Here is a 14,761-nt window from a genome sequence, read left to right on the forward strand (position 1 = left end):
TCTCTTTAGGCGCAGTCATTTCGCATTTTCGCTAGTTACTTTAGTCCTTTTCGGCAGTGGGAAAATCCCTTTGTGAGCTTTGGGCTGACGGGGTGCCAAAAGAGGAAGCGTGGCGGAGGGTATCTTCTTTCATTGTTTTTATTTACGATCAGATCGTTCTAAATAGAACTTGCAGCACTGGTAGGGAAAACTAGAGAAAGATTAATTTCGCGGGCTTACTAAAGTTTTTTGTGAGCTTGTCGATCTTTTAGTCAGTAGCATGAATGACATCTGCGTACTAATTGTTGATGATTCCGCCGTGATGCGTAAGATCGTTGAGCGCACGCTACGGCAGGCAGGCGTTGCCATTTCCACAGTTCATGAAGCGGGAAGTGGTCAGCAGGGCTTGGATCTGCTTCGACAAAACCGTGTTGATCTAGTTCTGTCAGACATCAACATGCCGGAAATGGATGGTTTGGAATTTCTCCGCTTGGCTCGTGAGCAAAATCTAGCTCCAGAAGCTCCATTCGTCATGATTACAACAGAAAGCAGTGAGGATCGTGTTCTTCAGGCTATCGGCAACGGAGCGCAAGGATACATCCGTAAGCCATTTACTGCTGAGCAGGTTATCGAACGAGTTTTACCGCTGATCAATCTCGGCGTCAGCTAGAGCACGCAATAAGAAGATAAGCTGAGCCTTAAAGGCTGTCTTCGGACAGCGTGTAATCCGTTGTGTCTTTAAAGACCATTAACTCTGGTTGGGGAGAGAAGAAGTGCCGGAAATTACAGGAATAGCAGCCGAAGCAGCTGCACAAGTTAACCTTCTAGATCAAACCTTGGAAGAGGTCTTCAGCATGATGATGGGTATCGCGTGTACCCCGACTGAAGCACCCGCTTCCGCAAGCAATGAAGTCACCGCCGTGGTGGGATTGGCTGGTGCTCTGAGCGGAGCATATGTAGTCAACGTAACCGATAGCGCAGCACTTCGTATCGCTGGTGCCCTGATGGGTATGCCGGCAACCGAAGTGGACGATATGGTTAAGGACTCCATCGGTGAAGTTTGCAACATGCTGGCTGGCGGCTGGAAGGGAAGATTTCCCAAGCTTGCCTCCGAGTGCATGCTCTCGGTTCCTACCATCGTGACAGGTAAGGACTACAGACTGCATATTCAGAAGCCTTGCGTGAGGATCGAGCGGACCTATAAATTCGAGTCCCACTTGCTCTCAATCAATATTCTCTGCGAAGCCTAATTCGGTTATCTCCTGGTCGAACAGTAAAAGCTCGACCGGCTGTTGTTCCTTGCCGTAAGGCTTGTTGCAGTACATCCGATCTCTCTCCTTCCCACTCTCTTTGAATGAAAGAGAGTGGGAATTTGCATTTGGGGATCAGAAAACCTTTAATCCTGAATCGTGGCGTCAGTTCTCGCCCTATGCTGCCGTTCTTTTGATCAACCTCTCACCGACTATGGTCTAAGTGGCAGGCGCAAGCCAACCTTAATGCTATTCGCTTTGTTCCAGAGGTTCTCTGCAGATTCCTGAACGCTTGCCGACTTTTGAGAGGTAATCCTTGACGACGAGGCTCTAGCTCAGTTGTTAGCCTTACATAAACCCTTTGGGATCCAATCATGGATCATGGTGGTCGGTGGCTGCAAAGACCGATGGAGGATGAGGACGATAGAACGTCGCCGCTCGGTGCCGATGGCGGTGAGGTGCATCGATAATCCCATGGGAACGATTACCGCAGGGCCTCCTACTCGACTGATCTGCATACGGCCATCGGAGGTTTCCAAGCATGTTTCGCCGCCTACGGCGTACCAGGCCTCCGGGCCAGAGTGGATGTGTGCGGGCGCTGTCATTCCGGGCGTGAAGTCCGCCTCCATGAACTGCGCCGAGTACTTTTCTCCTGCAGTAATCGGAATCGGTCCGATTTCGGCAACGCGATTTCCGTGGGCCGATCTCCAGTTCTCGTCCTCGATGGTCATCAGCCACACTTTGCCAAACGACTCGATAACCGTGCCTTGCGGCCCTTTGTCTGCTTGCGCCGCGATGCGTGTTGGATACGCGTCGAGATGCCAGAACACTTGTGGTTTTGTGGATTGACCCACGGGATTGTCCGCCAGAATCCAGCACCCAATCTCTTGCGTTCGCGCACTCGCCGGCTTGCACGGATCGCCGGGAACCGCGACACCTTGCGCTCCCAGTTGTGTCCATGGAAGAAGGAGCAGACAGAAAAAGAACGTGCTGTTCAATCGCGCGTCTCGAATCATCGACCCGAACCTCAAAGTCATTGCTAGAGCGGTTTCACTTCAAGTATGTACAGTGGAGAGCTGTGAGGTGCGGCCCTTCTTTATGGAAAAGCCGCGCCAATCTTCGCGAATTTGTATACACCGGAGGTGAAAACTCTCTATCTGTCAGGGACAGATTGTATCCGGACAACATTGATCCGTCTGCAAAGAAATGTTTCGTAAGGGCAGATTTCAGGTTGTGGTCGTATTGTCAGCAATCCGGAAGTTATGTAGCAGTAGCATGTCGGGGCATTTTTCAGGATCGATACCTGGAAACGGGCTATTCTCTCGGGGTATCCCTCTGTTTGACATGTAATAAGGAACCAACACTCAAGGGGTTATCCGGGACGAGAGACAGACCGATTCTTGTTCCCACTCCAGGGAGAAAACGCACCTGCGCAAAGCTCTGTAGCATCAGCATTGCCGGTCACTCGCCTGAAAACCACCATTGCCCATCTAGTTCCGGTCCGCGCAGACTGTCATGGAGCGCGAATCCTTTAAGCAGGTCGTTGCGGTTCTCCGGACTGTCTCTGACTAGATCACAACGTTGCATGGAAAGTGACCCATGCTCTCGATCTTGTTCCAATGGAAATACGATGAACCGTTCGCCGGGGGTGAGCAAGAGCGGCAGGTCATAAGAAGAATCTACATACACGCGGGGGCCGACCGATGCGAGAACAATCGTGCCGATAGGCCACGCTGAAACTCCTTTGATCTGCCCAATGATCCGTACTCGAGAGACTTCGTGGAGCAGTCCGAATTCATGTGATTCACCGGGAGCGTCGTTGCTCATTTCCTTAGGCTCTGAAATGCCCTCGACGATGAGGGCCGTATCAGCATCTCTACCCAGTACCCAAGGAGGCATATCGCAAAATTTAGGAGCTGGAGGCGGTGGTGGCGCCTCGTGGGCGACAGGGTCTGTATATCCATAGAGACGCCATTCTTTCGCGCGTGGTAGAAGCTCCCCCAGCGTCAGACACTGATGAAACCTGGTGAGGCAGGACAGGTCAAAGTTTGTCAGACTCTCGATCTCGGATTGTGGAGCGCTTGCTGCATACGTGACTTCAACGGCCATACATGTTTCACATCCGCTGGGACTTCCTTCCTTAAAGTTCGGGTGATCGAGCAGCTGTTCGTCTCGGCCCAAGATGCGTCTGGAGCCGGTAGTGGCCGAGTGTCGCAAACTCCCGCTACTTTTGGTCAAAACGATGAGTGCATAACTGTCGGAGACATCGGAGTGATCGTCCACACTAATCATCAGGCTCAAGCTCGTTCTAAGTATCCTCCCGTCTTGCACTATGAACTGAGCGTTCAGGACGGTCTGCCGACCGCCGAACCAACTGTAAACTCGGTATCCGCCATGTTGCATAAGCCACGGGAATCGTGAGTAACTGATGTCAGTTAGCGCGATTCGATAGCGGCACTCTTTTACGGTGCAGATTCCGTCGTAATGTCCCCATGCTCCCCAGCGGTACATTAGTCTCTGCGCATCAGCCCATGAGCTTCGGTAGAGACGAATCTGGTGCATGTCGGCTATGAGTCGCTCGGCACGCCAGCGCAACAGCTGCTGCTGAAACTGAACAGCGGCGAACAGGAGTACTACAAGAACCGGCGCAGTGAGACACGCAATGCGAAGCGCACGCAACAGTGGTTTCATGGAGTTCCTATTAGTTTAGACACCGAAAGTTGTGGAATGCTCCCCATGGGTATCGCGTGTACCCCAACTGAAGAGCCCGCTTCCGCAAGCAATGAAGTCACCGCCGTAGTGGGATTGGCCGGTGCTCTGAGTGGAGCCTATGTAGTCAACGTAACCGATAGCGCAGCGCTTCATATCGCTGGCGCCCTGATGGGTATGCCGGCAACCGAAGTTGACGATATGGTTAAGGACTCCATCGGTGAAGTCTGCAACATGCTGGCTGGCGGCTGGAAGGGAAGATTTCCCAAGCTTGCCTCCGAGTGCATGCTCTCGGTTCCTACCATCGTGACAGGTAAGGACTACAGACTGCATATTCAGAAGCCTTGCGTGAGGATCGAGCGGACCTATAAATTCGAGTCCCACTTGCTCTCAATCAATATTCTCTGCGAAGCCTAATTCGGTTATCTCCTGGTCGACAGTAAAAGCTCGACCGGCTGTTGTTCCTTGCCGTAAGGCTTGTTGCAGTACATCCGATCTCTCTCCTTCCCACTCTCTTCAAATTAAAGAGAGTGGGAATTTGCTTTTGGGATCAGAAAGCCTTTCCTTTGAAAGCCCTGAATCGTGGCCGTCAATATTGACTCCATGCCGCCGTTCTTTTTGATCAGCATCCCGCCGATTACGGTCTAGGTGGTAGGCGGCAAACCTGCCTGAATGTTAGTCTCTGTGTTCCAAAAGTCCTCTGCAGATTTCTGAACACTTGCCGACATATGGTACTAATCCAGTGTCGGTGAGAGCATTAGCGATTACGAACTCGGGGTCGGTGAGGATAGATAAGAGGGCCTATGGGATTGCCCTTTCGCTCAGTGTGCGGGAGATCCGGGCACAACGAACCTTCCAGCGCTAAACACATACTGTATCTGGTCGATGTTGTGGATATCGATCAACGGATTTGCTCGCAGTACCACCAGATCCGCATACTTTCCCGTCTCGACCGTCCCAATCTCCTTTTCCAGACCGAGCGCCAGGGCCGCGTTGCGTGTCGCCATCGCTAGAACTGCATCGTTCGGTATGCCAGCCTGGGACAGTAGTCCCATCTCCTGATGCAGACTCACTCCAGGAACGACCCACTGATTTGGAAGATCTGAGCCCGTCGTGAGCAGAACTCCCTCGCGATAGTACCGGTCGACGATCTGCAGCATCTTGGGCCACGCGCGGCTCATTCGTGCAAAATCGCTCGGTGTCCAATCGGCAGTTAAACCACCATCTTCCCAACTCTCTTGCATTGCTGCTGGAGCAAGACTTACATTCTGCTTGCCCCGATATTCCTCGGATGGGACGAATTTTGTCTTATAGGCGATAAGCGTTGGGTCATCCGAGATGTGGTGCTGCTTGAGGCTTGTAATCACGGCACCGATTTCAGGTCCATTGACGTCCACCGATTCCAGCCAGAAGATGCGGGCCTTGATCGGACCGACGCTCTTCTGCTCCGCGAGGTAAGCGTCCCTTTTACCGGGAGGGAGCGTGCTCGCCGACCAGCTTACGGCATGTGCCACAAAGTCGATGCCTTCCGCCGCAGCTGTCGGCCAGTCAGTGTTTTGCAGGTGTCCGATCACCTTCAGTCCACGTTTGTGCGCTTCATCAATGGCGACTGCAGTCTGCTCCGGATCGGACCTGGCGTAGACCTTGATGTAATCGACTCCGGCTGTTGCCTGCCTGTCGACCTCGTTCCGTATCTCCTGCTCTGTAGAAAACGGTTTGCCGTTCAATATGTCGCCCGCCGTCAGAATGCGCGGCCCTAAAATCGATCCGCGCTTTACGTCTTCGCGTAGCCGCACGCCCTCTATGGCTGGAGCAGCAGGATTTCGCACGGTCGTGATGCCATAATCCAGCAAGAGTTTTAAAACTTGCTCGCTCGTCACCCGGTCATAGCTGGAAAACTCACTCGTCCGGAGGAACGTAACATGCGCGTGCATGTCGATGAATCCGGGAAGAATGTACTTGCCCGAGACATCGAGAACCCTTTCACCCGGCAGAATAGGCAGGTTCTTTCCCACGGCCTGGATTCGACCGGCACGAATCTCGACATCTGCCTGATAGGGAGGATTCCCGGTCATATCGATGACCGTTCCGCCCTTCAGGTAGGTCATCTCAGTGTGCTGCGCTGAAGCGATACACGTAATAACGAACAGGACAACGCTGGTCACGAACTTCTTCACTGAAGCTCCTTGATGTGCTTGCCTCAAGTTTATCTCAACGACGTATCCCGGCTGAGTCAACGAAACCGACTCTCAGAGAGAGTACCGGGAAGTCGACGCCGGGTTTTAGCATGGCGCATTCAGACCATAACCGGCCAATCGGTTCCCATTTTCATTCAGGTGGTGTGGAGTTTTCTTATCTCGGTGAGGATCTTGATGAGGCGTTTAGAGAGCCGCAAGAGCCGATTGCGAACATTCCCGTCTGGGAGTGAGCGACGGAACATCTCCATGACATGTTGCGCTGCGCCCAAGGCGTCGATGAGTCCGTCGAGGCTAGTCTGAACTGGTGCGGTAGATATTTTGGGTTGTGGCGCTAGATGCCTGGGTTTGGAGCGAGCAAGCTGGAACTCGCGTTCGAGATCGGTGAGGGCGATATCAACGTAGCGCATGGTCATACCCGGATCGACGTGGCCGAGTAATTTCATCAGGACTGGGAAGCTGACGCCGGAGCGGAGCATCTCCGTAGCATAAGTGTGTCTGAACTGATGGGGGACGATTCGAGTAGAGAGTCCGAGGGAGTGGCAGACCTGATGCAAGTAATCGCGGAGCTGAACCAGGATTGCAACTTTGCTTCCGGGCCGTGCCAGGAGCCGCCCATCGGCCGGCAACGGATCGAGGGAGCGGAAGAAGCACAAGCGGTGAACCAGATCACGGCCGAAGACGTCGATGGGAACCATGCGCTCAGTTTTGAGTTTGCCGAGGGGCACATGGATTGCCCATTGATTCGTTCCCGTGGAACGCAGACAGTCATAAGAGAGATCGACGCACTCGCCGATGCGCATGCCGGTAGAGCGAAGCAACAGGAAGACATTTCCGCCGAGATCGTTGCGGCGCATGAACTCCTGCTGGAGGAGTTGATCCTGCTCGGGGGTGAGCGGTCGTGGCAGAGTGTGAGGCGAGCGTGGGATATCCTCGCGCAGCAGTAAGTGGGCCAGTTCAGCGCGATGGCTGCTGCGAGCCAGTTCATGGAAGATGGTGCGCAGCGCGAAGAGCCGGCCGATGCAGGTTGCCGCGGCCAGGGGCGGATTCTGGGCGCGCAGGTGCGCCATCCATCCGAGGATATGAGGATCGCGGCGCAGTTGTTCGAGATGAGTAATCTTAGGGTGTTTCGTTCCCAGATAGACGAGGAAGTTGCGCACCGCGATGTCGTAGTTGCGTTTGCTGGAAGGGGTGAGTGCCGTGCACAGAGACTCGATCGCGTGCGCGAAGACCGGCGCCAGGAGATGCTGAAGCGGTGGGCGGCGCCAGCGCATCAGGAGATCCTCGGTTGAGGATGGATGCACTGCGCAGCCGCGCGAGCGTACTGAAGATAGACATCCTGCGGTGAGACCTTCACATAGTGCATAGTGGTCTCGATGTCGGCGTGCCCCATCAACTGCATCAGCGCCGGCAGACTGATGCCGGCGCGCACCATATCTGAGGCGAAGGTGTGTCGGAACCTGTGAGGGTTGGCAAGCGGAACTCCGGTGGTGCGGCGATGATGGCGGAACAGTGAACGTAATCCCGCGGGTGTCATGCGTTGGCCACGAGCAGGCCCTTTCAACACCACGAACAGTGCCGCCGAGCAAGGATCTGGCCGCTCCACGCGGAGATAGTGATCGAGCAGTTGCGTGGTTTCCGGCGCCAGAGGCAGCAAGCGTAATTTGGTTCCCTTGCCGCGGACGCGGATCTGGCCTTCGGAGAACAGCACATCATCACGGTTCAAGGCCATCACTTCGGCGGAGCGGAGCCCCTGCATCAGCATCAGGCCGACGATGGCCAAGTCGCGAGCATTTCGAAAACTTCGCCAGAAGCGTGCCACTTCATCGACAGAAAGAGGAACGATGTTGAGTTTTGGCTCACGCACTCTCAGTCTGCTCAGTTCGAATCGGGGGCGTCCCAGCCCCATCGGCCTGCGGTGCAGGAAGGGCTGATGGAAGCCGTGGGCAACCTGACATGGGGCATCGGGGAACTGATCGCGGATCGCACGATCGGCAGTTGCCGTACGGTCGTTGATAGTAGTGGCGGAAGGCGGAGGTTGAAGGCTGGACTGGAAGCGGACGTAATCGAGCAGAGTCGACTCAGCGAGGTCCGCGGCGGAGATCTCGCCAGTATGATGAACACTCTCCCACCAGCGCACGAAGTGCAACAGGCTGTGCGCGTAGCTGTAGAGAGACTTGTCTGCGAGACGGCGGACATACTCACGGTCGAGGTACCGATTGATCCACGCAACGCCTTTGCCGGTGGATTGCTCGACCACCTGAATCGGACTATGTGCGCCCGTTGAAGTTTTCTGACTGATGACGCGGAACTTCATGGCTGGGTCGCCTCCACAAGAGCCTGGAACTGGACTGCAACTCCTCCTTGAACGAAGAAGGAGTTGGGATCGTGTCCCTCAGGCAGGAGAACGCGACGGGCAGAGACACCGTGCATGACAAGGCGATGGACCAGTTGGCCTGCAGCTCGCTGGCCGCTCTGGTTCTGATCGGCATCGAAGGTGAGATAGACAGTGCGTTTGCCTTCGCACAACTGGCAGAACTGGCCTTGGTTGAGCTGTGTACCCAGGGAGCAGGTTACGTTGTGGAAACCCGCCTGTCGCAGTGCGGCATAGTCGAACAGCCCTTCTACCAAGATCACTTCGGAACAGCTGCGAACCTTCTCCCAGGCATACAGGCCGCCTTTGCTTCCGGGCAGGAAGCGATGGGAGAAGGCGGCGCCGATGCTGCGGCCGTAGAGGTTGACGATGTGTCCGTTTTGCCGCAACGGAAACACGATGCGTTGACAGAGAGCGTCCGCGCCGTGAGCGTTGATGAGGCCGATCCTTCGCAACAGATCGAACGAATGACCCTGCACTGTGAGGTAACGGCGCAATATCCCGCCCGGAGCGTAACCGATATCGAGTTCCTTGATCAGAGTTGGATCACGCACTCCGCGCCGGTGGAGATAGTCCAGCGCCTCGGGACAGCGATCCAGTTGCTGCTGATAAAACGCCGCGGCCTCCGCGAACACAGTGCTGAAATCAGCTTCCGGAGCGACCTCCGGGTCGAGGCTGGCCACGCTCTGGCGGAAGGATAAGCCGCGCGATAACTGGACGAAGCGGATCAGGTCGCCGCCCTGCCCGCAGCCGTGACAGTAGAAGACATCTTTGCGTACGTTCACATAGAACGACGGCTGAGTCTCCTTGTGGAGCGGACAGAGCCCTACATACTCGAATCGTCCTGCGGGCCGCCCTGTCCAGTTGTGCTGTCGCAGGTACTCCAGCAGCGGCGTTCGCCGCTTTAGTCTTTCGACGTCTTCCCCCACAGCGTATTTTCGCCTCCGGAGCCCAGCGTAGGAGGACCACGCCGGAGTTCCCAGGCAAGGATGGTGGGAGAATAAGTTTTTCTCAGCAGCGCATCGGACAGAGGACTCCCAGCAACGGAGCCAGCCGGGATAAGAGCGCTGTCACGTCCTCATACGAGTAAGTTGATTCCAGCCACTTACTCGCTTGCTCAGCCGTCTTGCGAAGAAAAAACGGGACCGGCTGTGACTCGTCCACATCTTCGAACCAGCGACGCACAGTAGAGGAATCGGGTACGCGGTCAGCATCCTTGAACTTCGGCGCGGCCTTCTCCCACGTACAGCGCTCCGCAAAGCGACGCAACAATGCTTGGCAGCGCGCCATCAGGCTGTAATGCGTGTAGGGCAGAGAAAATACCGGAAGAAACGTGAAGGTCATGCCGCAGCTTCTGCAGCGGCCCCGTCGAATCCTGATCCAGTCGTGATGCTCGTCGTGCGCCTGCTTGCGCCGCCGCCCATGACCAACAATCGAATCCTGTTCACAGACCGGGCATCGGCGTAAGATGAACTCGTCCGAGTCTTCGGCCCAGCAGGCAGCAAGCCGCTCCAGCGGGGCCGACACTGGGAAAAAGAGGATCGTAACCTCACACGGGTTCCGCTTCCTGCTCCGATCCGCCAAGATGCTGGCAGGAAGCGGGGCTCCGCCTCCTGAAGAAATCCAACTGAAAGAGAATATAGCTTCTTACTGCCAACTACGATTGCGTGGCTTGGTTCGGCTTATTGGCCGGTTATCTCCGCCAATGCGCTCATCTTTAAGGAAGTTGGTCAAGCTAAGAATATCAGTCTTGTGAAACGCCCTAGCGTCGAGGTAAGTGTCGCGGGTGTGCGAAGCATTGGCACAAAGACTTAGAGGTACTTACCATCGCTTTCTGTCTGCTTCAGCACTTTTGTGCAAATGGAAACGGATGCCTAGAACTTTGGTCGCTTCTCGTCAAGGAAACTGAGCAATTCCTTTACGTTCCCCGGCTTACTTACTTCTTTGGCGGGCCGGGAACCGGTAGAGCACGTCGTTGCTCTGTGACTGCGGCTCTGCAGGAACAAAGCAACTCACATTACTATCTCTTTATCTTTCTGCATGTTTCTTCGGGAGAGGATGAAAGCTTTCACTGAAATTTGACAGCGGTATCTCCTTAACCTTACTATCCGATGCCGTTGAGGAAAGTAACAATCGTATTGCTCAAGGTTTGACGGGCAAATCACTGCAAGAATTGAAAGAACCCATCATGGGCCAAATCGAATGCTGTGGAGTGTTTGTCAAATGTATATGCCTTGAAACGATTCAATATTGAGAACTGTTGTCGTCGCAGAAGAGTACCGGCAGGTTTATGAACTTCCCTTACTGCCTGTATCTCCATGAATGAGTCCTGAAGCGAATGCTTCGACATGGATGCGATGAGAGAGTCTCATCCTGCCAACCCGTTGATTCCCCAGTGATCTAGAGCAATGGTGCGCAAAACAACAAGTAAAAAAGCGTGGAGGCGAAGACATGAGCAAGGCCCTATCTATTTGGAAGGTCGTGACAGCGTCGTTTCTGCTTTTCGTTAGTTTGTCGTCCGGACTTGCACAGACCGGCGCCGGAAGAATTCAGGGGACTGTAACAGACGCGAACGGTGGGGTTATTCCCCAGGCGGACGTTCATATCGTTAAGACAAGCACGAACGAATCCTTTGATACCCTAACTAACTCCGTTGGTTTCTACAGTGTGCCGTCCTTATTTGTTGGAGACTACAGTATCGGTGTTACGGCGAATGGCATGAGTCGCTGGCAGACTACGCTTACACTGCAGGCTGGCCAGATTGCTGTGGTCGATGTGCATATGGCCGTAGGCAGCGTGACTAGCCAAGTAACCGTTGTTGGTGACCAGACTACTGCTATCAATACAGAGAACTCGACACAGGACACTACTGTTGGGCGTCAGCAGATTGAACAGATACCCCAGAATGGCAGAGCGATAACAGGAGTCCTCGGCAATACTGTGCCGGGATATATCGATTACGGTAATCAGCCTCGCGTGAATGGCTTGGTCTGGGGAGCATTCTCCTGGTCTCAGGATGGTGCCCCTATGGAAGCCCGCGATGGTGGAGGCCTGGATAATATTCCGCCCGGTCCGGATACGGTTCAGGAAGTTCGGGTAGAGACGGCTAACTCAACGGCTGAATCGGATCGTCCAGCCTATGCAGTCTGGTCCACTAAGTCAGGAACTAACTCGTTGCATGGAAGTGCTTTTGAAACCAATCGCGATAACTCTTATGGTATCGCCCACAATCGCCAGGATTCCACGAGCCAGGCCGCACCGAAGTACATTCGTAATGAGTATGGCGTGTCTATGGGGGGGCCGATTTATCTGCCGAAGCTTTACGACGGCAGGGATAAGTCCTTTTTCTTTGGGGCTTGGGAAGCGATGGCCTTCCGTCAAGCCAAGTATTCTTTTTACTATGTGCCTACGACTGCGATGAGGCAGGGTAACTTCTCTGGAGCCGTTGCTCCTAACGGTACTTTATATTCGATTTACGATCCTCAAACGACCACTCCGGGTACTGTTGTCGATCCGAAGACGGTGACAGGATGGCAGCGAACAGCGTTTGTCGGTAATCAGATTCCGTACAACCGCATCAGCCCTCTCGCCAAAGCTCTTTATGCCGTTACTCCGGCACCTACAAATGCCGATAATCCGTACACCTCGCCGACTGGAAACTGGCAAGGTCCTCAGGTTGTTTATCAGCAGCTATATACCTATACGATGCGTTTCGATCACCACTTTTCGGATAGAAACACGGTGTTCGTCCGCTATAGCCTGGGACATAAGAATCAATACTCTCTCGGCTCGCAAGAAGGTGCGCAGACAACGGATCTCACCTGGAATGGTCAATACGAGCCTGTAGATTCACAGAGCGGTGTATTGTCCTGGACTCATACTTCCAGCCCTACCTTCTATCAGACTATTGTTGCCTCGATGGATTACCAATCCTGGAAGCAGTCTGGTGAACCACCTGCCTTGATACGGCAGAATGTATCGGCGCAATTAGGATTGCAGAATACGTTCGGGAATTTAGGCATTCCCCAGATTCAAGGCACCAATTCCAACGGCAGGAGTTCGACCGAGCAAAACTCACTACTGCAGTCTTACGATAAGGGTTCCAATCCCTGGCGAGACAGCAACTATGCCAATATCTTTGCGGACAACCTTACCTGGATCCGTAATCAACATCAATTTCAATTTGGAGTGTCGTATCGTCATGATCAGTTGCGGATTCTGCCGGATCAGCCCCGGCCGGTGACGCTACGCTTTGGGGGATTGGGAACGGCAAATCTAGACCCAACCTCAGGAACATCATTTAGCGCCTTGCCCTATACCGGGTTGGCATCGGCAGATTTCTTTCTTGGGAATGCTCAGGTATATCAGGTCGCATTAGCTGCAAGATATTTATACATGCGCGATCAGGAGATCAGCGCCTATTTTCAAGACAACTATCACGTTACTCCGAATCTGACACTGAATCTTGGCTTGCGCTATGAAGCGCTTCCAGCTCTCCATGAAAAGTACAATCAGTTCACCAGCTTCGACTACGCGAATGCTGCAATTGTAACTGGCCAATCTGTAGATCGGCTACTCCAGGAAGGGCGTACCAACTCTCAATTGGTGAATGGATTAGCCGGTCTCGGTGTGAAGTTCGAAACTCCGAAACAGGCAGGTATGCCTGACGGCGTATTTAAGAACTACAACCTGAACTTTCTTCCTCGTGTCGGTGTGGCTTGGAGACCGATGGGGGATCGGTCGGGTCTCGTTCTTCGTGGCGGGTATGGAGTTTATGCGTATAAGACTCCAGCGCGTAACATTTACGGCGGATTCAATCAGGGCATTCCTTATGCCTATAACTTTGCGCAGGACTTTTCCAATGCAGCGCAGAACGATGGCTATTCCAACTACATTCTCCGTTCGCCGCAGACCGTTGTGGCTGGGCAGAACAGTACGAATGTGATCAATTTCAGTAATCTGAGTACGCTTTGCCCTGGATGCTTCGGCTTCAACACCTTGTCTCCAGACCAGAAGCCGGAAGGGTACCGGCAATGGAACGTTACTCTTCAGAAGGATTTGCGTAACCGCACCTCCTTTAGCATCGCGTATGTAGGGAATCATGGTTACAACCTGGAGCAGTACTGGTACACAAACACCGCTCCTAGTTCGTATGTTTGGTATAGGACCACAGGAACACCACTCCCCACCGGCTATTACTCCAGAACCGCTACCCGTATCTACAACAAGACGACCTACGGAGAGATTCAACAGCTTAGAAAGACCGGATGGTCGAATGCGAATATGTTACAGATCAGCGTCAGGCGTCTATATCACAAGGGGTTTGAATTCGCAGTCTCCTATGTCTATGGGATGTATTTCAGGACTGGCGGTAATGGCGGCAGGGATTCAGCTGTTTTTCTTCCTCAGGTTTTCTTACCTGGCTCTGTGCCGACCGATCTTGAGAAGTCGAACCACTTCCAGACCTATGTGCAGGATTCGGCTACGCCCAGGAACTGGATCAAATACGATTGGGTTCTCGATCTTCCGGTGGGAAGAGGGAAGTGGCTCCTGCCCAATTCCGGCCGTCTCCTGAATGCTCTTGCTGGTGGATGGCAACTATCTGGCACGGGAAGACTGACCCAGTTCCTTTATCAGCCAAGTGCAGGTGACTATGGTTCGTTCGCTCCATTACATAACTATGGAAGAAGGATCAAAATCACCGATTGCAGAGGCGGTACTTGCCACCCCGCGTATCTGGGATACAACGGATATATTCCGGCTACGCAGAGGAATGCTTCTAATGGTGTGCGAGGACTCCCGGCGGATTATGTTCCTCAGCATCAGCCTTTGAATATCGGTCAGAACAATCAGAACCTTCCTCCCATCACACTTTCTAATGGAGCGGTAGTCACGAATGTGGCATACGCTCCCGGACCGACGCAGCCGAATAATGGAAGAGGACCTCTCAATCCCAATTACCGGCTGTTCTTTCCCAATCCTCCTAATTTCACCACCGATGCCTCACTGTTTAAGGTCTTTCACATTACGGAGAGATTAGGCCTGAAGGTCAATGGTGACTTCTTTAATATCTTTAATCAGCAAGGAACAAATGCTGTTGACGGAGCCAGTGGAATCATTACGACAACCACCTCCGCAAATACGGCGAGGATCATTCAGTTGGGAGCGCGCCTTAGCTGGTAGGGTGTGTTGACCATAGAGTAAAGAACGTTTGTCTGCAAAGGCGGCATCTCCCGATTCGTTGCTGACTCGAC

Annotated in this window: 11 protein-coding genes; 4 read left to right on the forward strand and 7 right to left on the reverse strand. The window is 53.6% G+C overall.

The annotated features are described in order from the left end of the window. The first annotated feature begins 259 nt into the window (after positions 1 to 259). Both AC6I7T_RS25695 and AC6I7T_RS25700 read left to right on the forward strand, forming a co-directional pair. The gene (locus tag AC6I7T_RS25695) at positions 260 to 649 is read left to right on the forward strand and encodes a response regulator (RefSeq protein WP_497790625.1); all 390 of its coding nucleotides are present in this window, start codon (positions 260 to 262) and stop codon (positions 647 to 649) included. 103 nt (positions 650 to 752) lie between these two features. Next, entirely contained in the window at positions 753 to 1,229 is a 477-nt protein-coding gene (locus AC6I7T_RS25700) for a chemotaxis protein CheX (RefSeq protein ID WP_497790626.1), read from the forward strand. A gap of 335 nt (positions 1,230 to 1,564) precedes the next feature. Here AC6I7T_RS25700 and AC6I7T_RS25705 read toward each other — a convergent pair whose 3' ends face one another. After that, entirely contained in the window at positions 1,565 to 2,245 is a 681-nt protein-coding gene (locus AC6I7T_RS25705) for a hypothetical protein (RefSeq protein WP_497790627.1), read from the reverse strand. Positions 2,246 to 2,690: 445 nt separating this feature from the next. Continuing rightward, positions 2,691 to 3,920, reverse strand: coding sequence for a hypothetical protein (locus tag AC6I7T_RS25710; RefSeq protein WP_497790628.1), 1,230 nt, complete (start codon positions 3,918 to 3,920; stop codon positions 2,691 to 2,693). A gap of 45 nt (positions 3,921 to 3,965) precedes the next feature. Between AC6I7T_RS25710 and AC6I7T_RS25715 the strand changes: the two genes are divergently transcribed. Beyond that, the gene (locus AC6I7T_RS25715) at positions 3,966 to 4,355 is read left to right on the forward strand and encodes a chemotaxis protein CheX (RefSeq protein ID WP_497790629.1); all 390 of its coding nucleotides are present in this window, start codon (positions 3,966 to 3,968) and stop codon (positions 4,353 to 4,355) included. A 404-nt stretch (positions 4,356 to 4,759) separates the two neighbouring features. Here the strand turns inward: AC6I7T_RS25715 and AC6I7T_RS25720 are convergent, their stop codons facing one another. From AC6I7T_RS25720 to AC6I7T_RS25740, 5 genes are all read right to left on the reverse strand, one after another. Continuing rightward, a complete protein-coding gene (locus AC6I7T_RS25720; RefSeq protein WP_497790630.1) occupies positions 4,760 to 6,115 on the reverse strand; it encodes an amidohydrolase family protein in 1,356 nt (451 codons plus the stop codon). A 155-nt stretch (positions 6,116 to 6,270) separates the two neighbouring features. Then, positions 6,271 to 7,437, reverse strand: a complete 1,167-nt coding sequence (locus AC6I7T_RS25725) for a tyrosine-type recombinase/integrase (protein WP_497787996.1) — start codon at positions 7,435 to 7,437, stop codon at positions 6,271 to 6,273. Next, a complete protein-coding gene (locus AC6I7T_RS25730; RefSeq protein WP_497787997.1) occupies positions 7,407 to 8,450 on the reverse strand; it encodes a tyrosine-type recombinase/integrase in 1,044 nt (347 codons plus the stop codon). The genes AC6I7T_RS25725 and AC6I7T_RS25730 overlap by 31 nt, the downstream gene beginning before the upstream one ends. Beyond that, on the reverse strand, positions 8,447 to 9,436 hold the full coding sequence (locus AC6I7T_RS25735) for a CHC2 zinc finger domain-containing protein (protein ID WP_497787998.1): 990 nt from the start codon (positions 9,434 to 9,436) through the stop codon (positions 8,447 to 8,449). Before AC6I7T_RS25735 ends, AC6I7T_RS25730 begins: the two co-directional genes overlap by 4 nt. An 82-nt stretch (positions 9,437 to 9,518) precedes the next feature. Next, complete coding sequence (locus AC6I7T_RS25740) at positions 9,519 to 10,034, reverse strand: DUF6431 domain-containing protein (RefSeq protein WP_497788341.1); 516 nt, start codon at positions 10,032 to 10,034, stop codon at positions 9,519 to 9,521. A gap of 924 nt (positions 10,035 to 10,958) precedes the next feature. Between AC6I7T_RS25740 and AC6I7T_RS25745 the strand changes: the two genes are divergently transcribed. Continuing rightward, positions 10,959 to 14,690 (forward strand): carboxypeptidase-like regulatory domain-containing protein, encoded by a 3,732-nt coding sequence (locus tag AC6I7T_RS25745; protein WP_497790631.1) that lies wholly within the window; start codon positions 10,959 to 10,961, stop codon positions 14,688 to 14,690. Positions 14,691 to 14,761: the final 71 nt, after the last annotated feature.

The sequence above is a fragment of the Humiphilus diazotrophicus genome, from assembly GCF_059726315.1.

Coding starts and splice junctions, on each gene's coding strand:
- AC6I7T_RS25695 (WP_497790625.1), top strand. CDS start 260: ATGAATGACATCTGCGTACTAATTGTTGATGATTCCGCCGTGATGCGT.
- AC6I7T_RS25705 (WP_497790627.1), bottom strand. CDS start 2,245: ATGATTCGAGACGCGCGATTGAACAGCACGTTCTTTTTCTGTCTGCTC.
- AC6I7T_RS25710 (WP_497790628.1), bottom strand. CDS start 3,920: ATGAAACCACTGTTGCGTGCGCTTCGCATTGCGTGTCTCACTGCGCCG.
- AC6I7T_RS25715 (WP_497790629.1), top strand. CDS start 3,966: ATGGGTATCGCGTGTACCCCAACTGAAGAGCCCGCTTCCGCAAGCAAT.
- AC6I7T_RS25730 (WP_497787997.1), bottom strand. CDS start 8,450: ATGAAGTTCCGCGTCATCAGTCAGAAAACTTCAACGGGCGCACATAGT.
- AC6I7T_RS25745 (WP_497790631.1), top strand. CDS start 10,959: ATGAGCAAGGCCCTATCTATTTGGAAGGTCGTGACAGCGTCGTTTCTG.